This is a genomic window from Corallococcus sp. CA054B (assembly GCF_003611625.1).
In the GTDB taxonomy this organism is placed as follows: domain Bacteria; phylum Myxococcota; class Myxococcia; order Myxococcales; family Myxococcaceae; genus Corallococcus; species Corallococcus coralloides.
On sequence record NZ_RAVY01000023.1, the window covers coordinates 19098 to 45299 of the forward strand.

Here is a 26202-nt window from a genome sequence, read left to right on the forward strand (position 1 = left end):
GGTGTCATGTGCGGGGGAGTAAGTCAGATGTCGAGCAGCAGGCGCTCGGGGTCCTCGATGCACTCCTTCACGCGCACGAGGAACTGCACCGCCTCGCGGCCGTCCACCAGGCGGTGATCGTACGTGAGGGCGATGTACATGATGGGCCGGATGACCACCTGGCCGTCGCGGGCCACGGGGCGCTCCACGATGTTGTGCATGCCCAGGATGCCCGTCTGCGGCGGGTTCAGGATGGGCGTGGACAGCATGGAGCCGAAGATGCCGCCGTTGGTGATGGTGAACGTGCCGCCCGTGAGGTCGGCCATCGTCAGCTTGTCGTTGCGCGCACGGCCGCCGTAGTCACCGACCGTCTTCTCCAGGTCCGCGAGCGACAGCTTGTCCGCGTCACGCACCACCGGCACCACCAGGCCACGGCTGCCGCTCACGGCCACGCCGATGTCGTAGTAGTGCTTGAAGATGACGTCCTCGCCGTCGATCTCCGCGTTGATCTGCGGGAACGCCTTGAGGGCCTCCACGGACGCGCGGATGAAGAAGCTCATGAACCCGAGCTTCACCCCGTGCTTCGCCTGGAACTTGTCGTTGTACTTCTTGCGGAGCGCCATCACCTCGCCCATGTCCACCTCGTTGAAGGTGGTGAGCATGGCGGCGGTGGACTGCGCCTGGATGAGGCGCTCGGCCACGCGCTTGCGCAGCGGCGTCATGCGCACGCGCTCCTCGCGCGCGGCGTTGGGGCGGGGACCGGACGGAGCGGCCGGGGCCGGGGGCGTGGACGGGCGGTTCAGCTGACCCTGCACGTCCTCCTTCATGATGCGGCCACCGGTGCCGGAGCCCTTCAGCTGGCCCACGTCCACCCGGTTCTCCTCCGCCATCTTCCTGGCGGTGGGGGTGATGCGCGTGTCGCCCTGGGCCTGAGCCGGAGCGGCGGGCGTGGACACCGGCGCCGCGGCCTGGGCGGGCGCGGGCGTGGCGGCGGCCACGGCGGGAGAGGCGCCGGCACCGGCCTCGATGGTGCCCAGCACGTCGCCCACGCGGACCTTGTCGCCCTCCTTGAAGGCGATGGACGCGACGCTGCCCGCGGCGGGCGCCGGCACGTCGATGGTGACCTTGTCGGTCTCCAGCACGACGAGCGGCTCGTCCGCGGAGACAGACTCACCCTGCTTCTTGTTCCACTTGCCGACGACGGCCTCGGTGATGGATTCGCCGAGCGGAGGGACTTTCAGTTCAACGGCCATTCTGGGGTCCTCGGAGGATGGCTTCTTCGATGATGAGCTGCTGCTCGTAGTCGTGCGTCTTCGTGAAACCGGTGGCGGGGCTGGCGGCCTCGGCGCGCCCGATGTAGCCCAGCTTCACCGTCTGCTGCTGCGAACGGCCGGAGAGGAGGTCGTGCAGGCGGGGGAACATGAAGTGCCAGCCGCCCGCGTTGCGCGGCTCCTCCTGCACCCAGTACAGCTCCTGGAGCGCCGGCAGCTTCGCCACCAGGTTCGACAGCTCGTCCTGCGGGAACGGGTAGAGCTGCTCCACCCGCACGATGGCGATGGAGTCGTCCTTGCGCTCGTCCCGGGCCTTGGCCAGGTCGTAGTAGACCTTGCCGCTGCACAGGAGCAGCCGCTTCACCTTCGCGGCGTCCGCCTTCGCGTCCGGAATCACTTCCTGGAACGCGCCCGTGGCCAGGTCGTCCATGCGGCTGGTGGCCTCCGGACGGCGCAGCAGGCTCTTGGGCGACATGATGACCAGCGGCTTGCGCACCGGGCGCAGCACCTGGCGGCGCAGCAGGTGGAAGATCTGCGCGGGCGTGGTGGGGTAGCAGACCTGGAGGTTGTCCTCGGCGCACAGGTCCAGGAAGCGCTCCAGGCGCGCGCTGGAGTGCTCCGGGCCCTGGCCTTCGTAGCCGTGCGGCAGGAGCAGCGTGATGCCGGACAGCCGGCGCCACTTGCTCTCCGCCGCGGCGATGAACTGGTCGATGATGATCTGCGCGCCGTTGGCGAAGTCACCGAACTGGGCCTCCCACAGGGTGAGGCCGTCCGGCACGTCCAGGCTGTAGCCGTAGTCGAAGCCCAGCACGCCCATCTCCGACAGCGGGCTGTTCCAGACGTTGAAGGTCGCCTTGCCGGTGGCGAACTGGCGCAGGGGCGTGAACTCCTCGCCCGTCTGCGTGTCGTGCAGCACCGCGTGGCGGTGGCTGAAGGTGCCGCGCTCGCTGTCCTGGCCGGACAGGCGGATGCCGTAGCCCTCCGACAGCAGCGTCGCGTACGCCAGCGACTCGCCCTCGCTCCACTGGAGCTCTTCGCTCTCCAGCATGCCCTGGCGCTTCTTGAGCACCGTGCGCTCCACGTCGCGGTGGACGTTGAAGCCCTCCGGCGCCGTGGCCAGCTTCTGGAGCGCGTCCCGCAGCGTGGCCTTGGCCACCGCCGTGGACGCCTGGGGCGCGTTCTTCATGAGGCCGCCCTTGTAGGGGTGCCACAGGCCCTCCAGCGCGTTGGGCTCCTTGAACTGGCTCTCCTGGCGGGCGCGGGTGAGCGCCGCGTCGAAGTCCTGGAAGCAGCGCTGCTTGATGGCGTCCGAGTCCTCCGCGCTGATGCGCCCCGCTTCCGCCAGCGCCTTCGCGTACAGCGCGCGCACCGGCGGGTGCTTGCGGATGAGGTCGTACATCGCCGGCTGGGTGAAGGACGGGTCGTCGCCCTCGTTGTGGCCGTAGCGGCGGTAGCAGATGAGGTCGATGACCACGTCGCTCTTGAACGTCTGGCGGTACTCGGCCGCCAGGCGCGCCGCGTGGACGCACGCCTCCGGGTCATCCCCGTTCACGTGGAACACCGGGATGTCCAGCATCTGCGCGATGGCGGTGGAGTAGATGCTGGTGCGCGAGTCGGACGGGTCGGTGGTGAAGCCCACCTGGTTGTTGATGACGATGTGGACCGTGCCGCCCGTGGTGTAGCCCTTGAGGCCGGAGAAGTTGAGCGTCTCCGACGTGATGCCCTGGCCGATGAAGGCCGCGTCGCCGTGGATGAGCAGCGGCATCACCTGCGTGCGCTCGGTGTCCCCGCCGCGGTCCTGCTTGGCGCGCACGCGGCCCTCCACCACGGGGCCCACGCACTCCAGGTGGCTGGGGTTGAAGGCCAGCGACAGGTGCACGTTCTTGCCGGAGCGCGTGGCGTGGTCCGACGAGAAGCCCATGTGGTACTTCACGTCGCCGCGGCCCAGGTACGCCTTGGGGTCCTTGGGGCCGTCGAACTCGCTGAAGATCTGATCCGGCTTCTTGCCCAGGATGTTGGTCAGCACGTTGAGGCGGCCGCGGTGGGCCATGCCGATGACCAGCTCCTTCAGGCCCATGCCGGCGCCCACTTCCAGGAGCGCGTCCAGCATGGGGATGAGCGCCTCGCCGCCATCCAGGCTGAAGCGCTTGGCGCCCACGTACTTCGTGTGCAGGAAGTTCTCGAAGCCCTCCGCGTACGACAGCTTCGTGAGGATGTGCCGCTGCTCCTCCACGGAGAACGGCGTGCGGTTGTCGCTGTGCTCCATGCGCTTCATGAGCCAGCGGCGCCGCTCGCTGTCGAGCATCTGCATGAACTCGACGCCGATGTGGTCGGAGTACGTGCGGCGCAGCCGCGTGACCAGGTCCGCCAGGCGCACGCGCTGCTGCGGGAAGACGTTGTTGCACTCCACCGCCTGCTCCAGCTCCCTGGGCGTGAAGTGGTTCTCGTCCATCAGCGCCACGTCCGCCACGTGGCCCAGCTGCGGGCGCGGACGCGCCAGCGGATCCAGCTTCGCGCGCAGGTGGCCGCGCAGGCGGAAGGCGGTGATGGCCTGATCCACCTTCGACTGCAGCCCGATGTCCTGCGCCGGCGCGGCCGGAGCCTGGGGCGCGGCGGCGGCGGCCTGCACGGCGGCGCCATTCGCCTTGCCCTTGCCCTTGCCCTCCGGTGCGGCGGGTGTCGGAGCCTCCAGAAGCTTCGTGTTGAAGATGGGGCGGCCCGTGCCGTCGTTGCGCTCGAACACCTCGCGCCAGCTCGCGTCCACGCTGCCCGGATCCTCGAGGAAGCGCGCGTAGAGCCCCTCGATGAAGTCGATGTTTCCACCAGAGAGGAAACTGTCCTGGAAATTCGCCATGGCGGGGGGTCTTTTACTGGATGGGGACCGCGTTGGGGGGTTTTCGCCTCAGTTTGTTGAACCGCGCCATGTCCGGCTGCCGGGCTTCACTCAAGGGAGCAGATGGAGTCATGCCCCGCGTGAGCGCAGCTTCACCGAGCACCGGATTCCCCTGGGTGGGAGGGGCTCAAAGGAGACGCCAGGGCCCCTGGCATGCTGAACAGACGTACATCCGAGGCAAACAAGACACGGGGGCCGGGGGCCCCTTCGGAGGTTCAGGAGTGGTAAGCACACGCCCCCTCTTTCCACTCGCTTTCGAGAACGTACCGACATGCTCCTTCAGGGCAAGAAGCTGCTCATCACCGGCGTGCTCACCCCGCAGTCGCTGGCCTTTGGCGTCGCGGAGCACGCGATCGCGCAGGGTGCGGAGGTCATCCTCACCGGCTTTGGCCGGGCCAAGTCCCTCACCGAGCGCAGCGCGAAGCGGCTCAAGCCCGGCACGGAGGTGCTGGAGCTGGACGTGACGAACCCGGCGCACTTTCCGGCGCTGACGGAGGCGCTGCGGCAGAAATGGGGCCGCGTGGACGGCGTGCTGCACGCCATCGCGTACGCGCCCGAGGACGCGCTGGGCGGCAACTTCCTCAACACGCCGTGGGAGAGCGCGCAGACCGCGTTCCGCATCTCCACCTTCTCCGTGAAGGAGCTGGCGGTGGCGTGCGCGCCGCTGATGACGGCGGGCGGCTCCATCGTGGCGCTGGACTTCGACAACCGGCAGGCGTGGCCCATCTATGACTGGATGGGCGTGTGCAAGGCGGCCATGGAGGCCACGGTGCGCTACCTGGCGCGCGACCTGGGCCCCAAGGGCATCCGCGTCAACGCGCTCGCCGCGGGGCCGCTCGCCACCGTGGCGGCCAAGGGCATCCCGGGCTTCAAGGCGCTGGCTCAGTACTGGGGCAAGCAGGCGCCGCTGGGCTGGAGCGACAAGGACAGCCACGACCACGTGGCGAAGACGGCCTGTGCACTTCTGTCCGATTGGCTGTCCTCCACCACCGGAGAGATGATTCACGTCGACGGTGGCTATCACGCCGTAGGCGCACCCCCGGTGGAGACGGTGGAAGCACCGCCAGAAGGGGTCCCCGCCAACCCCACGCCCAAGGAAGGCTGAGGCCATCCAACCTTCCTGGAAAGTCCAGACCTTCGCCTGCCAGGCTTCCCGGCGGACGGGAGCCCCCCGCTTCCGCCCGTCGGAGTGCTCACGGTAGGATCACCCATGCAGCGCAGGCGCATCCCGCACTCCGCGGAGCCTGCGCGAGGAGCCGTGGCACAGTGAGCACCAACGTCTTGCTGGTGGACGACAGTCCGACCGTCCGCAACATCCTCAAGATCTACCTGATGAACCTCAAGGTCAGCATCGTGGAGGCGGAGGACGCGCAGCGCGCGCTACAGCTCTTGCGGTTGGTTCCAGTGAGCGTGGTGATCGCCGATATCAACATGCCCAACATGGATGGCATCACCTTCGTGAAGGAGGTTCGCGCCAGCGCGCAAGCGCAGGTGCAGAAGGTGCCGGTCATCCTGTTGACGGCGGAGAAGGGAGAGGACCTGCGCCAGCGCGGTTCGGCGGCGGGGGCCAACGCCTTCATCCAGAAACCCGTGTCGCATGACGAGCTGACCAAGACAGTGCGTCAGTTCCTGGGCGGGGGCTGAAGACCGTGAGCCTGCCGACGCTGCTGCTGGTGGACGACAGCGACGCCATCCTGGCGCTGGAGCGGGCCATCCTCTCCGGGCACTACACCATCCACACGGCCAGCAACGGTCGTGAGGCGCTGGACAAGGTGGGGCGGCTGCACCCGGCGGCGGTGCTGCTGGACCTGTCCATGCCGGAGATGGACGGGGACGAGGTGCTCCAGCGGATGAAGGCGGACGCGGGCACGGCGGACATCCCGGTCATCATCATCTCTTCGGAGAAGCAGCGCGCGGAGGCGTGCCTGGGCTTCGGCGCGGAAGCGTTCCTGGCCAAGCCCTTCCGCGCGGACGAGCTGCTCTTGCGCGTGGGCGAGGCGCTGGAGAACGCGCGCCGGCGCTCGCGCTCCGGGGCCATGCTGGTGCTGCGGCTCAGCGTGGGCGAGCGCGAGTTCGCCGTGCCGCTGGACTCCGTGAAGGAGGTCCTGCTTCAGCCGCTGACGCGGCCGTTGCCCGCGGGGCCGTCGTACCTGCGCGAGTACGTGGAGCTGCGCGGCAAGGCGGTGTGCGTGCTGGACGTGGCGCTGCGGCTGGGCGTGCAGCACAAGGTGGCCATCGCGGAGCGGATGCTGGTGGTCATCGAAACGGAAGGCGTTTCGCTGGCGCTCACCGTGGACACGGTGAAGGACCCCGAGGAGTTCCAGGCGAGCGACATCGACCGGCGCGAGAAGGTGGGCGGCGCCGAGCACGGGCTGTTGCAGGAAGGGCTCGTGGGCATGCTGCGCACGGGCGGCCGCGCGCTGCCCATCCTGGATCCGAAGGTGTTCATCGCGCGGGGACTCTTGCGTGACCTGCCCGCGCTGCTCGCGCCGGTGGAGGAAGAGCGGAGCGCATGAGTGCGGGGCTTGACCCGAGGCTTCTGGCCCGTGCCCGGGAAGTGGTGGCGGACACCACCGGCTTCCGGGACGACGCCATCGCCCAGGAGGCGGTGGAGCGCGTGCTGCGGGCGGAGCTGGCCCGGGGGCGCGTGTCCACGGAGGTCCTGAGCGAATTGCAGCAGCTGGGCTCGCCGCTGGCCTACACGCTGGTGCGCGCGGTCCTGGTGGGGGAGACGTACTTCTTCCGCCAGCCGGAGCACTTCCGCTACATCACGCAGGAGGGCATCCCGACCGCGCTGCGCCATGGCGCCATGCACCTGCGTGGCTGGAGCGCCGGGTGCGCCACCGGCGAGGAGGCCTATTCGCTTGCCGCGTGTCTGCTGGCGTGCGCGCCCCCGGGGATGCCGGTGGAGGTGGTGGGCACGGACCTGCACGAGGCCAGCCTGGAGGCCGCGCGGCGCGGCACCTACGGCGCGTGGTCCCGGCGCGAGTCCGCCCCCGCGCTGCACCCCGTCTACGAGCTCCTCAACGGGCGGCAGGTGTCCATCCTCCCGGAGGTGCGGAAGGTGACGCGCTTTGCTCCGGCGAACCTGCTGGCGCCGCTGCCGGAGCGCTTCGGGCAGTTCGACTTCATCCTCTGCCGCAACGTGCTCACGTACTTCTCTCCGTCCGCGCGCGACGCGGCCATCGTCCACCTGGCGCGGGCGCTGGCGCCGGGGGGCCTGCTGTTCCTGGGCACGGTGGAGGTGGACCGCGCGCCGCCGGGGCTCACGCGCGAGGGGCCTCCGGAGCTGCAGGCCTTCCGCAAGCCCCGCCCGGAGGAGCGCACCTTCGCGCAGCTGCCCACGGCCCAGCCCGTGCCCGTGCCGCGCATGACGCCCGCGCCCCGGCGGCTGTCCGCGCCCATGCCGGTCTCGCCCACGCGGCCGCCGTCTCCGCCGCCTTCACCCGCGCGGATGCACCTGCAGGCGCTGGAGCGGATTGAAGAGGGCAACGTGGCCGGAGCGACGGCGGTGCTGGAGCTGCTCGTGAAGCAGGCGCCGGACTACCTGCCGGGCCTCCTGGAGCTGGCGCTCCTGCGCGAGCGCGCGGGCGCCCGGGACGCGGCCTTCCCGCTGATGCGCGCGCTGCGCACGCGGGCGGGGCAGTTGCCACCGGACACGCTGGTGGATGGACCGGAGGCGCTGCCCGCGCGCTTCTATCTGGCGTCCGCTGACGCCTACCTGAATCTGGGGGCGCTGGAATGAAGGCGACGCCGCTGGTGGTGGACGAAACCCTGGAGTCGGAGACGCGGGACCTGCTCGCGCGCCGGGCCGCGCGCCTGCGCGAGCAGGGCGAGTCCACGGTGGAGGAGGCGGTCCATTGGATCGCCGAGTTCCCGCTGGGCGAGGAGCGCTACGCGCTGCCGCTGGAGTCGCTGCGCGCCGCGCTGCCCTTGCGCATGGTGACGCCGGTGCCGCTGTCCGCGCCCGCCGTGATTGGCGTGCTGCGCTTCCAGGGCCAGGTGCTGTCCGCGCTGAGCCTGGCGTCGCTCCTGGGCGGCCACGGGTGGCGGCAGGATCCGGCCGTGCTGCTGGTGGTGGACCGGGGCGACGGCGAGCTGTGCGCGCTCGACTGCGAGGCGATTCCGCGTCCCACGACGTTGCCGCTCGCGTCCGTGGAGGCCGCGCGCGCCCGTGCGGAGGGCCCGGTGGTGGAGGTCTTCACCCAGGACCGTCAGCTCATCCACCTCATCGACCCGATGCGCCTGTTCGGCCGGTCCGACGGGGGAGTGCGCCATGCCCGTTGATCCGATGCTGCAGCCGCTGGTGGCGGGCTTCGCCGTGGAGGCCCAGGAGGTCATCCAGAAGGTCACCATGGACCTGCTGGAGCTGGAGCGCGAGGGGCTGGAGAACGACGCGCTCGCGAAGATCTACACCCGGCTGGGCCGGCACCTGCACACGCTGAAGGGCAGCGCCGCGTCGCTGGGGCTCCAGGACCTGGGCGACATCGCCCACAAGCTGGAGGACGCGCTGGCGCCGCTCAAGGCGCACACGCAGAAGATGCCGCGCCCGGTGGTGGACGTGCTGCTGCACGGGCTGGACCTCTTCATGCTGCGCGCCCAGGCGCACGCGGACGGGCGCGGGGACGACCTGCCGAACCCCGCCGCCGCGCTGGCCCAGCTGGTCGCCCACGCGCCGCCGCCGGAAGCGGCCGCGGTGCTGCCGGGGGGCGCCTTCGCGCAGGTGCCGCCCACCGTGGCCGCCGCCCCGCCCGCGGCGGTCAGTCCCCCGCCTGTCCCGTCCGAAGCGCCCGCCGCGCTGGAGCCCGCGGGGGAGTCCTCCGACGCCGGGTGGCGCGTGAGCGCGACCCAGGTGACGTCGCTGATGCGCGAGGTGGAGCGCCTGCGCGAGGTGCGCCTGCGGGTGGAGGAGCGCAGCCGGGAGCTGGAGCGGGTGTCCGCGCTGCTCGCGAAGCAGGGCTTGCTGGCGGAGACCGCGGAGGCGCGCACGCTGTTGTCCGGCACGGGCCGCTCCCTGCGCACCGACGGCGAGGAGACGAGCGACGTCGTGGACGCGCTGGAGGAGGGCCTCAAGGCCATCACCACGCGCCCCACGCGCACCATCCTGGATCCGCTGCAGCGCATGGTGCGCGACCTGTCGCGCCAGCTGGGGAAGGAAGCGCGGCTGTCGGTGGTGGGCGCGGAGGTGTCTCTGGACCGGCGCCTCCTGGAGAAGCTCCAGGGCGCGCTCGTGCACATCCTGCGCAACGCCGTGGACCACGGCCTGGAGATGCCCGCCGAGCGCGAGAAGGCCGGCAAGCACCACGAGGGCGCGCTCACGCTGCGCGTGGAGCAGCAGGGCAACCTCCTGTACCTGGAGGCGAGCGACGACGGGCGCGGCATCGACCTTTCGCAGGTGCGCAAGGCCGCGGAGAAGCGCGGGCTCGTCACCGCGGAGGAGGTGGCGCGCCTCAACGACAACCAGGTGCGCGAGCTCATCTTCCGCGAGGGCTTCAGCACCCGCACGGACGTGACGGACACCTCCGGGCGCGGCGTGGGCCTGGACGCGGTGCGCGCCACGGTGGAGTCGCTGCAGGGCCGCATCGAGGTGTCGAGCACGCGCGGGCAGGGCACGCGCTTCATCCTGACCCTGCCGGTGGACCTGGGCAGCTCTCCGGTCCTGATGGTGCGCGCGCTGGAGCAGTTCGTGGGCCTGCCCATGCTGGCGGTGGAGTCCACGCAGCTGGCGCGCCCGGACATGCTGCGCGTGGGCAAGCGCCGCACGCACCTGGAATACCAGGGGCAGCTGTTGCCGGTCATCGACCTGGGCGCGCGGCTGGGCTTGCGCGCGTCGTCTCCGCCCGCGGAGGGCCAGCCGCTGCTGATTGTCCAGAGCGGTGGCAAGCGCGTGGCGCTGGGCGTGGACGCGGTGGTGGGGGACCGGGACCTGGTCATCCGCCCGCTGCCGTCGGAGGTGCGTGAGGTCGCGGCCTGGCAGGGCGCGGCGACGCTCAGCCGGGGCGAGCTGCTGCTCATCCTCCGGCCGGACTGGGTGGTGTCGGATTCGGAGAAGGTGACGGTGTCCGCGGTGAGCCGGCGGGCGCTGGTGGTGGATGACTCGCTCACCGCGCGCGCGCTGCACCGGGCGATGCTGGAGGCCGGCGGCTTCCAGGTGCACCTGGCGGCCAGCGGCGCGCGGGCGCTGGAGCGGCTGCAGGCGGACACCTACGACGTCGTCATCTGCGACCTGGACATGGAAGAGATGGACGGCATCGAGCTCATTGCCCGGCTTCGCGAGCGCAAGGACACGCGCACGCTGCCCGTCATCCTGGTCTCCGCGCACGACAGCGCCGTGGCGCGTGAGCGCGGCCTGTCGTCCGGCGCGGACGGCTTCCTCAGCAAACGCGAATGCGCCGCGGGCCGCCTGCTCGCGGAGGTGCTGGACGTGATGAGCCGCAGGGGGAGCCGCGAGTGAGCTCGAAAAAGCCCATTCGCGTGCTCGTGGTGGATGACTCGCCCACCATGGCCAACACCCTCACCGCGCTCCTCACGGAGGAGCCGCGCATTGAAGTGGTGGGCCGGGCGGGGGACGGCAACCGCGCCGTGCAGCTGGCGCGCCTGCTTCGCCCGGACGTCATCACCATGGACCTCTTGCTGCCCGGCCTGGATGGCCCGGCGGCCATCGGGCACATCATGTCCCAGGCCCCCGCGCGCATCCTGGTGGTGAGCGCGGTGGCGGAGCAGCGCGGCGTGGACCTGGGCTTCCAGGCGATGAGCGCCGGAGCGCTGGAGCTCATTGGCAAGCCCAACGTCACCAACGCGGAGGAGTTGCGCCGCTGGGGCCGGGAGCTGGCCCACTCCGTGTGCCTGATGGCGGAGGTGCCCGTCATCTCCCGCCGTCCGCGCGCCGTGGCGCCGCCGCCCGTGCCCAGCGGGACGCGGGTGGACGTGTTCGGCCTGGTCGCTTCCACCGGCGGGCCGCCCGCGCTGGCGGAGGTGCTGTCCAAGCTGCCCCGCGACCTGCCGGTGCCCATGCTCGTCGCGCAGCACATCACCGTGGGCTTCACGCAGGGGATGGTGCGCTGGCTGTCCCAGGTGTGCGAGCTCCAGGTGGGCGTGGCGCGCGACGGCGAGCGGCTGGAGCCGGGCCGCGTGTACTTCCCGCTGGATGGCCATGACCTGCTGGTGGACAGCGTGGGCCTGGCGCGCCTGCAGCGCAGCCACGGCGGTCCGTGTCCCAACGGGGACGTGCTCCTGAGCTCGCTGGCCATGGCGTACGGCCGGCGCAGCGGCGGCGGCGTGCTCACCGGCATGGGCGAGGACGGCGCGCGGGGCCTGCTGGCCATCCGCCAGGCCGGGGGCGTCACGCTGGCCCAGGACGAGGCGTCCAGCGTCGTCTACGGCATGCCTCGCGCCGCCGTGGAGCTGAAGGCCACCGACGGGGGCACGCCGCTCGCGCTGGTGGCGGACCTCATCCTGCAGAGCTGTCAGCGGCCGTCGTTCCGTCCGACCCGGGGCCCGGAGGGTGGGCCTCGGTGAGCCGTTCCCCAGCAACAAACCGCAGTCGTCCGGGAGTGTTCCCTTGAAGCCCTCCGCCGCGCTCCCTGTCTCCTTCCTGCGCGGGCTCGGGCTCGCGCCGAAGTTCGTGCTCGTCACGGCCGTCATCAGCGCCTCCGTGGCGCTGCTGCTCACCCTCATCGCCACCCGCCAGCTGGAGTCCAACCTGGAGGAGCGCCACGCCAGCGAGGGCGAGGCCGTGGCGCTGAGCCTGGCCATCGCGGCGGAGCAGGGCGTGTCCGCGGGCATGGGGTCGCTCCAGCCGCTCCTGGAGACGTTCCGCGAGCGCGAGGACCTGGCCTACATCTTCATCCAGGACCCCACGGGCTTCGTGCTGGTGCACTCGTTCCAGGGCACCTTCCCGGAGAACCTGAAGGCCGCGCTCGACGCGCAGCCCGGCGTGGGCAAGGGCCGCACGCGCGTGGTGCCGGAGGTGCGCATCCTGCGCGGCGGCAGGACGCTGCGCGCCCTGGACGTGTCCGCGGCCGTGGCGGAGAGGGGGCGGCTGGGCACCGTGCACGTGGGCATGGCGCGCGAGTTCATCGACGCGAGGGTGAATGCGCTGCGCTGGGAGATGCTGGCGTTCGCGCTCCTCTTGGTGTCGGGCGGCGTGGTGCTGGCGGCGCTGTTCGGCCGGAGCATCGTGCGGCCGCTGGCGGAGCTCACGTCCGTGGCGGGCCACATCGTTTCGTCCGGCGACCTCACCCGCCCCATCAAGACGCGCGGCAACGACGAGGTGGGGAAGCTGTCCAACTCCTTCTCGCAGATGGTGGGCAAGCTGCGCGAGGTGACGGTCAACCTCCAGCACGCCGCCACCGCGCTCACCCAGTCCACGGACCACCTCAACGCGTCCTCCACCGAGCAGGCGCAGACCATCTCCCGCCAGGCCGCCGCGCTCCAGGAGACGCAGGTGACGGCGCAGGAGATCAAGCAGACGTCCACGCTGGCCGCGCAGAAGGCGGAGAGCGTGCTCAGCGTCGCTGAGCGCGCGGACAGCCTGGCCAGGGCGGGCGAGGCCTCCATCGAGCAGACGATGGCGGGCCTCAACGACATCCGCGCGCAGGTGGGAGAGATCGCGGAGAAGATCCTGGAGCTGGGGGAGCGCACGCGCCAGATTGGCGGCATCACCCAGACGGTGAAGGACCTGGCGGACCAGTCCAACATGCTCGCGCTCAACGCGGCCATCGAAGCGGTGCGCTCCGGTGAGCACGGCAAGGGCTTCAGCGTGGTGGCGCGCGAAATCCGCGCCCTGGCGGACCAGTCCATCCAGGCGACCACGCGGGTGCGGGAGCTGCTGGACGACATCGCCAACTCCGTCACCGCCGCGGTGCGCATCACGGAGCGCGGCGCGGAGCGGATGGAGGCGGGCCTGGCGCAGGTGCGCGACAGCGGGCAGAACCTGCGCGAGCTGTCCTCCATCGTCCAGGACAACGCCGCCGCCGTCCGGCAGATCGCCGCCGCGGTGAATCAGCAGAACGTGGGCATCAATCAAATCACCCTGGCGGTGAATGACCTGTCCAAGATGATGGACGACACCGTGGCCCGCATCGGGTCCACCGGTGAGGCGGCCACCACGCTGCAGATCATCTCCGAGCAGCTCTCCAGCGCCGTGGGCGCGTACAAGGTCGAGTCCAAGCCGGAGTAGGAAACACGAAGGCCCCGAGTCCCCATGTGAAGGGGGCCCGGGGCCTCGGATGCTTCAGGGCCTCGCGGCGGCTTAAGCCGGCACGGCCTCGGTGGCTTCCGCCTGGAGCTTCACGGCGTCGTCCACGACGTCGAAGCGGGCCACGCCGCCGCTCTTGAGGGAGCCGAACAGCAGCGCCTCCGCGAGCGGCTTCTTGAGGGTGTTGTCCACGAGCCGCGCCATGGGGCGCGCACCGAAGGCCGGGTCGTACCCGTGCTCGGCCAGCCACGCGCGGGCGGCGGGCGTGAGCTCCAGCTTGACCTTCTTCTCGTCGAGCACCTTCTGGAGCAGGCGCACTTCCTTGTCCACGACCTTGAGGATGACCTCGGGGGGCAGGCCGGAGAACAAAATCCACCCGTCCAGCCGGTTGCGGAACTCCGGCGTGAAGGTGCGCTCGATGGCCTTCTTCGCCCGCGAGCCGTCCACCACCACGCTGGGGTCACCGAAGCCCATGGCCTTGGTGCTCATCTCCTGCGCACCCGCGTTGGTGGTCAGGATGAGGATGATGTTGCGGAAGTCCGCCTTGCGGCCGTTGTTGTCCGTGAGCGTCGCGTGGTCCATCACCTGGAGCAGGATGTTGAAGAGGTCCGGGTGGGCCTTCTCGATTTCATCCAGCACCAGCACCGCGTACGGGTGCTTGCGCACGGCGTCCGTGAGCAGACCGCCCTGGTCGAAGCCCACGTAGCCCGGAGGCGCGCCGATGAGGCGGCTCACCGTGTGCTTCTCGGAGTACTCGCTCATGTCGAAGCGCAGGAACTCCACGCCCAGGCTCTGCGCCAGCTGCTTCGCCAGCTCCGTCTTGCCCACGCCCGTGGGGCCGGAGAAGAGGAAGCTGCCAATGGGCTTCTCCGGCGCGCGCAGGCCGGAGCGCGACAGCTTGATGGCGCCCACCATCTCTTCAATGGCCTTGTCCTGCCCGTAGATGACGCCCTTGAGTTCCTTGTCCAGGTTCTGGATCTGGACGCCTTCGCTCGCGGACACGCTCTTGGCCGGAATCTTGGCCATCTTGGAGACGACCTGCTCCACGTCGTGCGCGGAGACGATGCCCGTGCGCACGCCCTCCGGCTTGAGCCGCTCGGCGGCGCCGGCCTCGTCGATGACGTCGATGGCCTTGTCCGGCAGGAACCGGTCGTTGATGTGCTTGGCCGCCAGCTCCGCCGCCGCCTGGAGCGCACCCTCGCCGTACTTCACGTGGTGGTGCTCCTCGTAGCGGCTGCGCAGGCCCTCCAGCACCTTGACGGTGTCCTCCACGCTGGGTTCGTCCACCTCAATCTTCTGGAAGCGGCGGGACAGCGCGCGGTCGCGTTCAAACGACGCCTTGAACTCCTGGAACGTCGTGGAGCCAATGCAGCGCAGCCGGCCCGAAGCCAGCGCCGGCTTGAGCAGGTTGGACGCGTCCATGGAACCGCCGCTCGTGGCCCCGGCACCGACGATGGTGTGGATCTCGTCGATGAAGAGGATGGCGTCCGGCAGCTCCTGGAGCGCCTTGAGCACGCCCTTGAGGCGCTCCTCGAACTGGCCGCGGAACTTGGTGCCCGCGAGCAGCGCGCCCATGTCCAGCGAGTAGACGACCGCGTCCTTGAGCGCGGCCGGCACGCGGCCTTCGGTGATGTAGAGCGCCAGGCCCTCCGCGATGGCCGTCTTGCCCACGCCGGCCTCACCCACGTAGAGCGGGTTGTTCTTGCGGCGGCGGCAGAGCACCTGGATGGTGCGCTCCAGCTCCTTGTCGCGGCCGATGAGCGGGTCGATGCGGCCCGCCTTGGCCTCGTTGTTGAGCTGGACGGCGTAGGCCTCCAGCGGGCTCTTCTTCTGGGACTCGCCGTCCTCGTCGTCCCCGGCGGGCGTGGCGCGCGGCTCGCCCTCGGACTCGCCGTCCTTGCTGACGCCGTGGGAGATGAAGTTGAGCAGGTCCAGGCGGGTCACGCCCTCCTGCTGCAGGAGGTAGAGCGCGTGGCTCTCCTCTTCGCGGAACATGGCGACCAGCACGTCGCCCCCGTCGATGTACTTCTGCTCCGCGGACAGCGCGTGCATGGCGGCGCGGTGGAGCACGCGCTCCACGCCGATGGTCTGCTGCGGCTCGGCGTCCACGTCGTCGGGCAGGCGCTCGACCGTCTCCTCCAGGAAGGAGGTCAGGTTCTCCTGCAGGCGCTTGACGTTCGCGCCGCAGCCCTTGAGCACCTCGCGGGTGCGCGACTCACGGGTGAGGGCCAGGAGCAGGTGCTCCAGGGTCAGGTACTCGTGACGCATCTTCCGCGCCTCGTCGAGCGCGGTGCGGAAGCTGGCCTGCAATTCTTTGGCAATCGATGGTCCTGCCACGGTTCAGCCTTCCTCGGGTTCCATGGACAGCCGCAGGGGGAACCCGTTGTCCCGCGCCGCGGCCTCCACTGTCTTGAGCTTCGTCTCGGCGACGTCGTAGGTATAAACGCCCGCCACTCCGATGCCGTTGTAATGAACGTGCATCATGATCTGCACGGCATCCGTCTCCGACTTGTGGAAGATCTCCTTGAGCACGGCCACGACGAACTCGCGCGTGGTGTAGTTGTCGTTGTGCAGGAGGACCTTGTAGAGCGTCGGCCTCTTCAGCTTCTGCTTGGGGACGGCCTCCGTGACGACCTGGCCGTCATCGTGTTGGTGCTTCTGAGCCATGGGCTTGCGGACTCCCTTGCCTTCGCTTCGCGAACCATTGGCGGGCCTGCGTGAAACGCTTCAGACCCGCTCCTTGAAACCCGTCTCCGCCCACCACAGCGGCAGGCCGCTCTCGACGGCTGCCCGCTCGTGCGCCAGGAAGCCGCGCACCGCCCGGTCCAGGCCGGGGTGAAGGAACAGATGCGCACTGTACGTGAGGTGCGGCTCGAAACCCCGGATGAGCTTGTGCTCGCCGCCTGCTCCGGGCTCGAAGCGCTCGCGGCCCCGGGCGATGCAGTCCTCCACCGGGTGGTAGAGGCACACGTTGAAGTGCAGGAATGGATGTTCCTCGAACGCACCCCAATAACGGCCGTACAGCGTGCTCGGCCCGGTGAAGTTGAACGCGCCCGCCACCCTGCGGCCTTCCCGCCGGGCCTCCACGAACTCGCACCGGTGCTTGAAGCCGGCGAGCAGGCGGGTGAAGAAGTCCTCGGTCAGCGACCGCACGCCCCACGGGTAGCGGTCCACCGTGGAGACGTAGAGCTGGTGGGCGCAGGCCGCGTCCACCTCCTCCAGCGCGTCGCCCCGGAGCGTGCGCAGGGTGATGCCCTGGTCCTCCATCTCACGCCGCTCCCGCCGAAGCTGGTGGCGCCGCTTGGAGCGGAAGCGGGCGAGGAAGTCCTCGAACGTCCGGTAGTCCGCGTTGCGCCACAGGTACTGCACGCCCAGGCGCAGCGCGTAGCCCTGCGCCTCCAGCACCGGCAGCTCCTCCGGGGTGGGGAAGAGGACGTGGACGCTGGAGAGCCCCTCCGCGCGCGCGTACTCCAGCGCGGCGCTGTACAGCTCCGCCTCGCGGGACGGGGCATCCTCGCCAGGGGCCACCAGCACGCGGCGGCCGGTGGCGGGCGTGAAGGGCACGCCCAGGACGAGCTTGGGGTAGTAGCGGATGCCCGCGCGCTCGGCGGTGGTGGCCCACGCGGCGTCGAAGACGAACTCGCCGTGGCTGTCGTCCTTCAGGTACGCGGGCGCGGCGGCGACCAGGCGTGAGCCCCGCCACAGGGTGAGGTGGCGCGGGTGCCAGCCGCGCTCGGGCACCACGCTGCCGCTCTCCTCCAAGGCGGCCAGGAAGCCCCACTCCAGGAAGGGCACCGACTCCGGGCCCACGAGCGCGTCCCAGGCCGACGCGGGAACGTCGGTGATGGACGTGAGCAGGCGCAGCGTGGTGGGGAGCGGGGCGGACATGGACGTGCCGAGCGCCAGCCTATAACGGCGGGTGGCGGCTGCCGCCACGACCGACCGGACGTCCTATTTGCCGCGCGTGAGCTCCTGGGCGAGGAAGCCGGCGACCTCCGTCATCCCCGCGGCGGCGCGCTTGCGGCCCTCGTCGGACTCCATGACCCGGCGGGCGGCGTCGCTGGCGGTGCCCACCTCCAGGTCCACCAGGATGAGGAAGGCGCTCCACCCGGCCGTCACGGTGGCGACCTTGCCCGGCCGCTGGGGCCGGTCGCCCAGGGTGGCGGCCACCTTTTCCAGGAGGCCTTCTTCCTTGAGACGTTTCGTGCTCCCGAGCATCTGCGTCCAGGTGGCCTCCAGGAGGGAGGTCAGCAGGCGCCCGGAGAGGGCGGCGGAGAGGCGCTGGGAGGCCTCCTCGGCGTCCACCCGGTGGGCGTCCGCGTAGGTGGGGCTCAGCTTGGCCACCACCACGGCCTTGGTGGCGAGGTGGGCGAGGCGCGGCGGGTAGGGCATGGTGCCGTGTCTTACATCGGTGACGGGTCGGGCTCCATCCGGAGTGAACAGGCGGCGCGGGGCGTTTGCCTGACAGCCGGACAGGTTGCTATGGGGCCCGGCGCCCTTTAGAGGAAGCAGACTTTCGTAGGGAGAACAGCATGTCAGTGAACATCCAGCTCGAGTGGACCCCCAACCCCAGCACGCTGAAGTACGTGGTGGACCGCAAGCTGCTGGGCGGTGGCGCGGTGAACTTCACCAACCGGGACGACGCGCAGGCGAAGTCGCCCCTGGCGCTCCGGCTCATGGACATCCAGGGCGTGACGGCGGTGATGCTCGGCACGAACTTCGTCACGGTGACGAAGGGCGAGGCGGGCGAGTGGGACGAGCTCAACGACTCCGTGATGTCCACGCTGGACACGCACCTGTCGGAGGGGCTGCCGGTGGTGGACGAGGCGGCGGTCGCGGCGGCGCGCCAGACGGCGTCCGCGGACGGCACGGTGGAGCAGCGCATCCAGGTCATCCTGGACGAGGAGATCCGCCCGGCCGTGGCGCAGGACGGCGGTGACATCACGCTGGACCGCTTCGAGGACGGCATCGTGTACCTGCACATGAAGGGCTCGTGCGCGGGCTGCCCGTCGTCCACGGCGACGCTGAAGATGGGCATCGAGGGCCGGCTCCGGGAGATGATCCCGGAGGTCACCGAAGTGGTGTCCGTCTGAGACGCAACGTCAAGGCGCCGCAGGTCCGCAAGGAGCTGCTGCCGGACCAGTCCCCCGCGCTCCTGCGTGAGCTGCACCTGCTCACGCGCGAGGGGAACCTCAACGCGGACGCGCTGCGCAAGCTCAAGCAGGTCAACCACCTGGTGGGCCTCTTGCGGCCCGCCATGGAGGACGTGCAGCAGCGCCACGCGAACCCCCTGGTGGTGGACGCGGGCAGCGGCAACGCGTACCTGGGCTTCGTCGTCTACGAGCTGTTCCTGAAGGACGCGGCGGGCGGTGAGCTGCTGTCCATCGAAGGGCGGCCGGAGCTGACCGAGCGCGCGAAGGGCCGCGCGGAGCGGCTGCACTTCGACCGGATGCGCTTCCAGACGGCGCACATCGACCAGGCGGAGTACCCGGAGCGCATCCACGTGCTGATGGCGCTGCACGCGTGCGACACCGCCACGGATGACGCGCTGGTGGCGGCCATCAAGCACGGCGCGGACCACGTGGCGGTGGTGCCGTGCTGTCAGGCGGAGGTGGCCGCGCAGCTGAAGGAGAAGAAGGCGAAGCCGGCCGGCTCCATGTCGCTGCTCTTCCAGCACCCGTGGCACCGGCGCGAGTTCGGCTCGCACCTGACCAACGTCATCCGCGCGCTGACGCTGGAGGCGTTCGGCTACCAGGTGACGGTGACGGAGCTGACCGGGTGGGAGCACTCGTTGAAGAACGAGCTCATCCTCGGGCGGCGCGTGCACCGGGACAACCGGCGCGCGCGGCTGCAGCTCCAGGCGCTGCTGGCGGAGACGGGCGTGCAGCCCCGGCTGACGCGGCTGCTGGGCATCACGCCCGCGGGCGCTGGTGAGGCGGAGTCGGCGTCGGAGCCGGCTTCAGAGCCCACGCCGGACGCAGCGCCCACGCCGGACGCAGCGCCCTCGGCGCCGTCCGAATCCTGAACGCAAGCGGGCCCCACCTGGACCGTAGGGTGGGGCAGGTGACCTGACGGGCGGGGGCGGCGTGTGCCCCCGCGCCGGAAGGGCCGCGCCTTTGCGGCCGTGCGAGGCGGCCGGGCAGGCGTTACATGCCCTCCGTTCGTGCGATGCGCACGGGAAGACATTCCAGAGGGCCGGGTTCCTTGAGGAAGCCTCCGGGGGGAATGTCGGAGGACGTGGGCACGTCAGGGGTCCCGGTCAGGATGGCGTCGATGCCGGAGGTCGGGCTCGGCGGCAGGACCCAGGGCGGCGTTCGCGGTGTCTGAATGTCGGGGTACGGAGTCTCGTCCCGGGATGGGGCCGGCCGGTGGCCATCAGGGCGCCGGATACGAGTGGGGCGAGCCGTGAAGTCCTTCCGCCGCGACGCGGGGGAGGGTGTTGATGGGAAGGGGCATGGCCTTGGAGCTGGATGACTGGGGTGGGAGCGGGCCGCTCCTCCACTTCGCCTGCGCGAACGGTTTTCCTCCGGAGACGTACCGGAAGCTCTTCGCGCGGCTTACGACCCGCTACCACGTGGTGTCCCTGCGCATGCGGCCGCTGGTGCCGGGCCAGGACCCGAAGGCGCTCGCGACCTGGAAGGAGCTGGGCGAGGACCTCGCGCGCGAATTGAAGGCGCGGGGGCGCTCTGGCGTGCTGGGCGTGGGGCACAGCGTGGGCGGCACGAGTACGTTGATGGCCTCCGCCGCGAACCCGGGGCTGTTCCGCGCGGTGGTGGCGTTGGACCCCGTGCTCATCACCGGGTCCCGGCTGTGGGCGCTGCGCCTGATGAAGCTGCTGGGCCGCATGGACCGCACCGCCATCGTGCAGGGCGCGCTGCGGCGAAGGGAGCGCTGGGAGACGCGCGAGGAGGCGGCCGCCGCGTACCGCCAGCGCAAGCTGTTCAAGGACTGGGACGCGGACTGCTTCAGCGACTACATCACGCACGGGCTGGTGCCCACGGAGGCGGGCGACTTCCGCCTGCGCTTCCCGCGCGAGTGGGAGGCCCGCATCTTCGAGACCTTCCCCACGGATCCGTGGTCGCTCATCCGCGCCAACACGGCGCCCACGCTGGTGCTGCGCGGCGAGCGCTCCGACATATTCCTGCCCGACGCGCTGGCGCGGGCGGAGCGGGAGATGAAGCGCACGCGCGTGGACACGCTGCCGCTCGCCTCGCACCTGTTCCCCATGGAGAAGCCCCGCGAGACGGCCGAGCACGTGCTGACGTTCCTGGACCAGCTGCCTCCCGTGGACGTCACCACGCACTGAGGAGCGTCAGCCGTAGGCCTCGCGCTTGATGCGCTTGTCCGGGATGCCCAGCTCGTGCAGGTGGCCCAGCACCGCCTCCATGAAGCGCGGCGTGGCGGGCGTGCGCGTCTCCAGCGCCTTGCGCCGGTCCCACGGGGTGATGGCCGGCCCGCACACGTACACGAGGCAGGTGTCGGGCGCCGGAATCAGCTCGCGCAGGAGCGCCTCCGCGACGCGGCCCTTGCGCACCTGGGGGCCATACTTCGCCTCGTCCGTCTCGCGCGTGAGCGTGTGCACCACCCGCACGCGGTCCGGCGCCGCCCGCTCCAGCGCGGCCAGTTCCTCGCGGTAGAGGATGTCCCCCCACGTCTTGTTGGACGCGAGGAACGTGTGGCGCAGCTTCAGCCCGCGGTGCAGCGCGTCCTTCACGATGGCGAAGTTCGGCACCGCGCCGGAGCCCGCCACCACGTGCAGCACGTGGTCCGCCCGCTCCGCCGCGTCGTCAGGCAGCACGTACGGCCCCATGAAGCCCGTCACCTTCAGCTTCGCGCCCACCAGCCGCCCGTGCACCAGCAGGGGCGACAGGAGCGGCGGGTAGCGCGTGACGCCAGGGATGAACTCCTCGTCCTTCACCGTGATGGCCACGTGCCGCTCGTGCGGCGCGGAGGCGAGCGAGTACGAGCGCGGCGGCTCCTTGCGCCCCTTCTGCTCCTGCAGGTACGCGCACTGCTGCGCGAGCGACCGGAACTGGTGCGGGTCGATGTTGATGAACTGGCCTGCCTTGTAGTCGAGCGGCCCCGCGCTCGCGTCCAGCTCCAGCCACAGCGTCGCCGTGTCGTGGGTCTCCATGCGGAGGTCGGTGACGGTGGCCTCGTACTCGACGGGCCGCTTCGCTCGGGAGGGCGTGGCTTCGGCGCTCATGGGGTTTCCCATAACACGCAGGGGAGGCCCTTCGTTGGCTGGATGACAGAAGGGCAGGCGGGCGGTCCAGCGCTCCCGGAGGACCGCTGACCCACCCCACCGGGCAGGACTACATCTTCCAGAAGGAGGTGGGCCGGCCTGTGCTTCGACTTCTCTTCGCCCTGATGTCGCTGCTCCCCTATGGGCTTCGCCGCCATGTCGTGCGCGGCCTGATGCACGGGGTGTGGGGCCGGCTGTCCCACGCGAGGGTGTACGGGCTGAAGGACCTGCCGGACGGCCCCTGCCTCTTCATCTGCAACCACCTGTCCAACGCGGACGGCTTCACGCTCTACCGGGCGCTGCGTCCCCGGCGCGTCGTCTTCCTGGCCGGCGTGAAGCTGCACGGCACCGTGATGACCCGGCTGGCCGCGGAGACGATGGACACCATCGACATCACGCCCAACTCGCCGGACATCGAAGCGCTGCGCCGCTGCGTGGAGCTGCTCAAGGGCGGCCAGTCCGTCCTCATCTTCCCGGAAGGGGGCCGCAGCCGCTCCGGAGGCCTGCTCCAGGCGAAGAAGGGCGTGGGGCTCATCGCCAAGCGCGCGTGCGTGCCCATCGTCCCGGTGGCGCTCACGGGCACGGAGAAGCTGATGCCCATCAACGACTCCGACATGGGCGGCGAGCGGCTCTTCCACGCCGACGTCACCGTGACCTTCGGGCCCGCCTTCCGCATGGAGGACCTGGAGCCGGAGGTGTCCGGTGCCTCCGACGCGCGCCAGGCGCTGGTGGACGCGATGATGCGCCGGGTGGCCGCGCTGCTGCCGCCCGCCTACCAGGGCGTCTACGCGGGGGGCCCGGAGCCGGTGGCTCCCACGGCGCCGCCCTCCGCCGTGCCGCCCTCCGCTTGAGCCTCGCGAATGAAAACGGCCGCGCGGGCGGGTGCCCACGCGGCCGTCTGGCTTCAAGCCGTCCCGGTTACTGGAGGAACGCCTTCTTGACCTCGGTGAGCAGCGGGTTGGCGCCCGTCGCGGGGTCGGTGCAGCCCTGGTTGATGGTCCAGATGATGGTGCCGCCGTAGCCGTTCGCCTTGGCGTACTGGCCCTTGGCCTGGATGGCCTCCGGACCGTCGTACGTAATCCAGCGCACCGTCCCGTCCTCCACCGGCGTGTTGAACGTGACGTAGTTGGCCTGCGCCGCCGCGTCCCACCGGAGCGTGCCCGTCTTGGAGAGCGCCAGGATCTTCTTGTACGTGAAGGAGTTGTCGCCGCCCACGTAGTCGGACCAGTGGGTGAAGGGCTGGCGCGGGCCGCTGATGTTGCGCCACGCGAGGCCGTAGAACGGGATGCCCATGCCCAGCTTCTCCTTGGGGATGCCCGCGGCCACCCAGGCCTTGAGGCTGGACTCGATGGACGTCGGGTGGGTGCCGGACTCGCCCTTGAGCGCGGACGTGAACCACGAATCCCAGCCGTCCCAGACGCCAATCATCTCGTAGGACATGACGTTCACCTGGTCCAGGTACTGGGCCAGCTGCGGGTACCACTTGAGCGACGCGTCCGAGGCGAAGTTGTTGTTCACCCAGCCGATGGGGAACGTCAGCAGCATGTTGGGCCGCACCTGACGCAGCCGCTGCACCAGCGCGAGCAGGTTCGGCTTGTCCGCCTCCTCCACCGGCTCCCAGTCGATGTCGAGCCCGTCGTAGCCGTGGTCGTCCATCGTCTTCAGCAGGTTCTGGACGAACTTCTCCCGGTTCGCGGAGGAGGCCGCGCCCACCCAGTTGGCGTGCTCGCCCGCGCCGCCCACCATGATGATGGCCTTGCGCCCCGCCGCGTGCGCGCGGGTGGAGAGCGTCTTCGCCATGGCGGAGCCGTTCGAGTTGTCGAAGATGGCGTCCACGGTGCCGTCCGTGTTCGGCGTCACGCGGCCCACCATGATGTGCGTGAGCGCGCTGAAGTCCACCTTCTCCGGCGGGTAGTCATCCGCGTTCCAGCCCGTGTAGTAGCCGGACACCCACTTGTTGGTGTTGCCCACCGGGCCCGTCACCACGACGTCCGCCGAGGCCTTCTTCGTCGTGTCCGCCTTGCTCGTGGCCACGACGTGGTAGGTGCCCGCCGTCTGGGGCGCGGTGTACGTGCCGCTGGTGGTGATGGTGCCGCCGGTGGCGCCTTCCTGCACGCTCCAGGTGACGGCCGTGTTGCTGTTGCCCGTCACCAGCGCGGTGAAGGTCTGCACGCCGCCCCGCGACAGCGTCACGCTCGCGGGGGTGACGCTGACGCTCACGCCGGTGGTGGAGGTTCGCTTGCCGGACACCGCCGTGGACTTCGCGCTCTCACCGGCCGCTTTCAGCGCGGTGACGGCGTACCAGTACGTCGTGTTCACGGCCGCGCTGGTGTCCTTGTAGGACGCGGCGGTGAGCGCGGAGGAGGTGAGCCGCGCGTACGTGCCCGTCTGCGACGTGGCGCGATACACGTGGTAGCCCGAGGCGCCCGTCACCGTGCCCCAGGTGAGGGCCACGTCCGTGGCGGAGCCCGTGGCCTTCAGGGCCGTGGGCGCGGAAGGGGCGGTGGTGCTCGCCGCCAGGCGCACGTTGTCGAAGTACATCGTGGCCAGCGTGCGGCCCGCGTTCTCCATCACCACCAGTCCATCCAGGGTGGTGTTCGCCGCGCCCAGCGTGGCCAGCGGCATGCGGCACAGCGTCCACGCGTTGGCCTTGAGGGTGCCGCCCGCGCAGGTGGGGTTGAGCGCCACGGGCGACTTCGCCACGCCGCCCACGCTCGCGTAGAGCGCGATGGCGGGGTTGGCCGTCGCGCCCGGGTTCACCTGCAGCTCCACGAAGCCGTAACCCGTGGTGGGCACGCCCGCGTGGTGGAAGTACAGGCCCGTCCAGGGTTTGAACGTCGCGGAGATGGAGCGGGTGCCCGCGTACACGGGCCGCGTCGCGCTGAGGCTGTGCGTCGCCCAGGACCAGTCCTGCCAGCCCGAGCCGAGCGCGTCGTCAAACATCGTGGTCGCGCTCGCGAGCGCGTCTCCGGACATTCCCAGCGAGTCGTCATCGCCCGCGGTGGACGTGAAGTCCGGCGCGCCACCGCAGCCGGTGTGCATGGCGCCCAACGCCACGAGGAACCCAATGAGCTGCCTTCTCAAGTTCTCTCCTGCGGCCAGGTGAAAAGGGCGGGGCCGGGAGAACCGCATTCCCCTGCCCGCGGCGCGTGGCAGGGGTCCCCCGGTCGCCCTGTCGCCGCGCCGGAATTGGCGGGCGGGGGAGGGGGGACCTGGCGAATCGCAGGCAGAGAAACACCGCGATTCTCCGTCTGTGTTCAAGCCATGGGGTGGGGCATTTCGGTACGTCGCGAGGACGCCAGGCCGCTGTGTCAGCGGCGCGGCGGGCGTCTGGCTTCAGAGGGAAGCGCGCCTGGTGACGGCAGGGACGGGCGGGCCCTTCCCACGCCTGGAGGCGCCACGGGGGCGCCTCCAGGGGAAAGCAAGCCACGCTGTGATGGATGCGGCTTCAATCCTTCACGGGCAATGAATCACGGGCTTCGTCCCTGCCCAGCGACGTGAGGAAGCTCCACGCGCTCTTCTCTCCGCCCAGGTACGTCTGGAAGTGGTTCTCCCCGGGGCGGTAGAGGTCCGTCTGCTTGAGCCGCTCGTGCAGCGCGGGCAGGTGGTAGTAGGGCACGGACGGGAAGAGGTGATGGGACAGGTGGTAGCTGGCGTTGAAGGGCGCGATGAAGAAGCGCTCGAGCCAGGTGGCCGCCTCCACGTCCCGCGTCTCGTGCGTCTCATCCGGGGTGGCGGGGGTGAAGGGGTGCTCCACCACCGCGCGGATGCGGAAGGCCATCATCATCAACGTCAGCGACGGGATGGACCACAGGAGCAGGTAGTGGAGCCAGCCGCCCGTGAGCGTGAGGAAGGTGATGAAGCCCGTCAGCCACAGCGCGTAGCGCAGGTGCTCCGCGCGGGACGGGGGCGGGCCGCCCTTGCCCATGGCGCGGCCCGTATAGGACCAGGGAATGATGATGAGCATGTGGGACGGGGTGAAGAAGCCCACCAGGTCCCCCAGCAGCACCCGCGCCATGCCCCAGCGCGTGCGCGGGAACATCCACGCGGAGTCGCGCTGCGCCGTGCGCCAGTACGGGTCCTTCTCCGTGTTGACGTAGCGGTGATGCTCCGCGTGCTCCTTGCGGTAGCCCTCCGTGGTGATGTTCATGGGGAAGGCGCACAGCAGGTCCGCCAGGATGTCGTTGGCCTTGCGGTTCGTGAGCAGGTGGTAGTGGCTGGCTTCGTGCACCAGGCTGAAGAGCGCGTTCTGCCGCGAGGAGATGACCACCGCGGCCAGCACCCACGCCCACCACCGGTCCACCTGCACCACGAACGCCACCGACAGCGCGATGATGAGCCATTGGCGCGTCACCGCCCACAGCCCGCGCGCGTTGGCCACCACCGACAGCTGCCTCACGGACGCCGTCAAGCCGCGACGGTCGAACGTACGGGAGGTGACCGCTTCCGAGTCATCCAGCGACAACGGTTCTGGAACGGCGAGCATCTGGGGACAGACCTCCTGCCGGGCGCGAGTGCTCTGGCGGAAGGCCGGGAGGTCGTTTCCTCCCCCGTCCAAGGCGACCCCCTGCCGCACACCCCGGTTCTGTGGGACTACACCGCCTTGGCGGTAATA

General features: G+C 70.3%; 21 protein-coding genes. 12 read left to right on the forward strand and 9 right to left on the reverse strand.

Annotation, left to right across the window (positions count from 1 at the left end; all coding sequences use genetic code 11):
* Positions 1–23: 23 nt before the first annotated feature.
* Both odhB and D7V80_RS08555 read right to left on the reverse strand, forming a co-directional pair.
* The gene (gene odhB, locus D7V80_RS08550; protein ID WP_120587685.1) at positions 24–1232 is read right to left on the reverse strand and encodes a 2-oxoglutarate dehydrogenase complex dihydrolipoyllysine-residue succinyltransferase; all 1209 of its coding nucleotides are present in this window, start codon (positions 1230–1232) and stop codon (positions 24–26) included.
* Complete coding sequence (locus D7V80_RS08555) at positions 1222–4104, reverse strand: 2-oxoglutarate dehydrogenase E1 component (RefSeq protein ID WP_120587686.1); 2883 nt, start codon at positions 4102–4104, stop codon at positions 1222–1224. Before D7V80_RS08555 ends, odhB begins: the two co-directional genes overlap by 11 nt.
* A 310-nt stretch (positions 4105–4414) precedes the next feature.
* On the opposite strand from D7V80_RS08555, the gene fabI reads away from it, so the two are divergent.
* The 8 genes from fabI (at position 4415) to D7V80_RS08595 (ending at position 13324) form a co-directional block, all read left to right on the forward strand.
* Entirely contained in the window at positions 4415–5248 is an 834-nt protein-coding gene (gene fabI, locus D7V80_RS08560) for an enoyl-ACP reductase FabI (RefSeq protein ID WP_120587687.1), read from the forward strand.
* A 161-nt stretch (positions 5249–5409) separates the two neighbouring features.
* Positions 5410–5787: a response regulator gene (locus tag D7V80_RS08565; protein ID WP_014399355.1), complete on the forward strand. Its 378-nt coding sequence runs from the start codon at positions 5410–5412 to the stop codon at positions 5785–5787.
* 5 nt (positions 5788–5792) lie between these two features.
* Positions 5793–6659 (forward strand): response regulator, encoded by an 867-nt coding sequence (locus tag D7V80_RS08570; RefSeq protein ID WP_120587688.1) that lies wholly within the window; start codon positions 5793–5795, stop codon positions 6657–6659.
* Positions 6656–7888: a protein-glutamate O-methyltransferase CheR gene (locus D7V80_RS08575; protein ID WP_120587689.1), complete on the forward strand. Its 1233-nt coding sequence runs from the start codon at positions 6656–6658 to the stop codon at positions 7886–7888. The genes D7V80_RS08570 and D7V80_RS08575 overlap by 4 nt, the downstream gene beginning before the upstream one ends.
* The gene (locus tag D7V80_RS08580; protein WP_120587690.1) at positions 7885–8430 is read left to right on the forward strand and encodes a chemotaxis protein CheW; all 546 of its coding nucleotides are present in this window, start codon (positions 7885–7887) and stop codon (positions 8428–8430) included. The genes D7V80_RS08575 and D7V80_RS08580 overlap by 4 nt, the downstream gene beginning before the upstream one ends.
* Positions 8420–10597, forward strand: a complete 2178-nt coding sequence (locus tag D7V80_RS08585) for a response regulator (protein ID WP_120587691.1) — start codon at positions 8420–8422, stop codon at positions 10595–10597. Before D7V80_RS08580 ends, D7V80_RS08585 begins: the two co-directional genes overlap by 11 nt.
* Positions 10594–11661, forward strand: a complete 1068-nt coding sequence (locus D7V80_RS08590; protein ID WP_120587692.1) for a chemotaxis protein CheB — start codon at positions 10594–10596, stop codon at positions 11659–11661. Before D7V80_RS08585 ends, D7V80_RS08590 begins: the two co-directional genes overlap by 4 nt.
* Positions 11662–11704: 43 nt before the next feature.
* Positions 11705–13324 carry a methyl-accepting chemotaxis protein gene (locus D7V80_RS08595; RefSeq protein WP_120587693.1) on the forward strand — a complete coding sequence of 540 codons (1620 nt, stop codon included), beginning with the start codon at positions 11705–11707 and terminating at the stop codon, positions 13322–13324.
* 72 nt (positions 13325–13396) lie between these two features.
* Here the strand turns inward: D7V80_RS08595 and clpA are convergent, their stop codons facing one another.
* The 4 genes from clpA to D7V80_RS08615 form a co-directional block, all read right to left on the reverse strand.
* Positions 13397–15679, reverse strand: coding sequence for an ATP-dependent Clp protease ATP-binding subunit ClpA (gene clpA, locus D7V80_RS08600; RefSeq protein ID WP_120587694.1), 2283 nt, complete (start codon positions 15677–15679; stop codon positions 13397–13399).
* 3 nt (positions 15680–15682) lie between these two features.
* Positions 15683–16009, reverse strand: coding sequence for an ATP-dependent Clp protease adaptor ClpS (locus D7V80_RS08605; RefSeq protein ID WP_014399347.1), 327 nt, complete (start codon positions 16007–16009; stop codon positions 15683–15685).
* A 60-nt stretch (positions 16010–16069) separates the two neighbouring features.
* Positions 16070–17230 (reverse strand): GNAT family N-acetyltransferase, encoded by a 1161-nt coding sequence (locus D7V80_RS08610; protein WP_120587695.1) that lies wholly within the window; start codon positions 17228–17230, stop codon positions 16070–16072.
* A 63-nt stretch (positions 17231–17293) separates the two neighbouring features.
* Positions 17294–17734: a hypothetical protein gene (locus D7V80_RS08615; RefSeq protein WP_120587696.1), complete on the reverse strand. Its 441-nt coding sequence runs from the start codon at positions 17732–17734 to the stop codon at positions 17294–17296.
* A 140-nt stretch (positions 17735–17874) separates the two neighbouring features.
* On the opposite strand from D7V80_RS08615, the gene D7V80_RS08620 reads away from it, so the two are divergent.
* From D7V80_RS08620 to D7V80_RS08630, 3 genes are all read left to right on the forward strand, one after another.
* Positions 17875–18435, forward strand: coding sequence for a NifU family protein (locus D7V80_RS08620; RefSeq protein WP_120587697.1), 561 nt, complete (start codon positions 17875–17877; stop codon positions 18433–18435).
* A 164-nt stretch (positions 18436–18599) separates the two neighbouring features.
* Entirely contained in the window at positions 18600–19367 is a 768-nt protein-coding gene (locus tag D7V80_RS08625; RefSeq protein ID WP_233585220.1) for an SAM-dependent methyltransferase, read from the forward strand.
* A 429-nt stretch (positions 19368–19796) separates the two neighbouring features.
* Entirely contained in the window at positions 19797–20648 is an 852-nt protein-coding gene (locus D7V80_RS08630; RefSeq protein WP_233585216.1) for an alpha/beta fold hydrolase, read from the forward strand.
* Between the two features lie 6 nt (positions 20649–20654).
* Here the strand turns inward: D7V80_RS08630 and D7V80_RS08635 are convergent, their stop codons facing one another.
* A complete protein-coding gene (locus D7V80_RS08635) occupies positions 20655–21548 on the reverse strand; it encodes an oxidoreductase (RefSeq protein WP_120587699.1) in 894 nt (297 codons plus the stop codon).
* 140 nt (positions 21549–21688) lie between these two features.
* Between D7V80_RS08635 and D7V80_RS08640 the strand changes: the two genes are divergently transcribed.
* Entirely contained in the window at positions 21689–22438 is a 750-nt protein-coding gene (locus tag D7V80_RS08640) for a 1-acyl-sn-glycerol-3-phosphate acyltransferase (protein ID WP_120587700.1), read from the forward strand.
* Between the two features lie 67 nt (positions 22439–22505).
* Here D7V80_RS08640 and D7V80_RS08645 read toward each other — a convergent pair whose 3' ends face one another.
* Both D7V80_RS08645 and D7V80_RS08650 read right to left on the reverse strand, forming a co-directional pair.
* Positions 22506–24671 carry a glycosyl hydrolase family 18 protein gene (locus tag D7V80_RS08645; protein WP_120587701.1) on the reverse strand — a complete coding sequence of 722 codons (2166 nt, stop codon included), beginning with the start codon at positions 24669–24671 and terminating at the stop codon, positions 22506–22508.
* A 364-nt stretch (positions 24672–25035) separates the two neighbouring features.
* A complete protein-coding gene (locus D7V80_RS08650) occupies positions 25036–26073 on the reverse strand; it encodes a fatty acid desaturase family protein (protein ID WP_233585217.1) in 1038 nt (345 codons plus the stop codon).
* Positions 26074–26202: the final 129 nt, after the last annotated feature.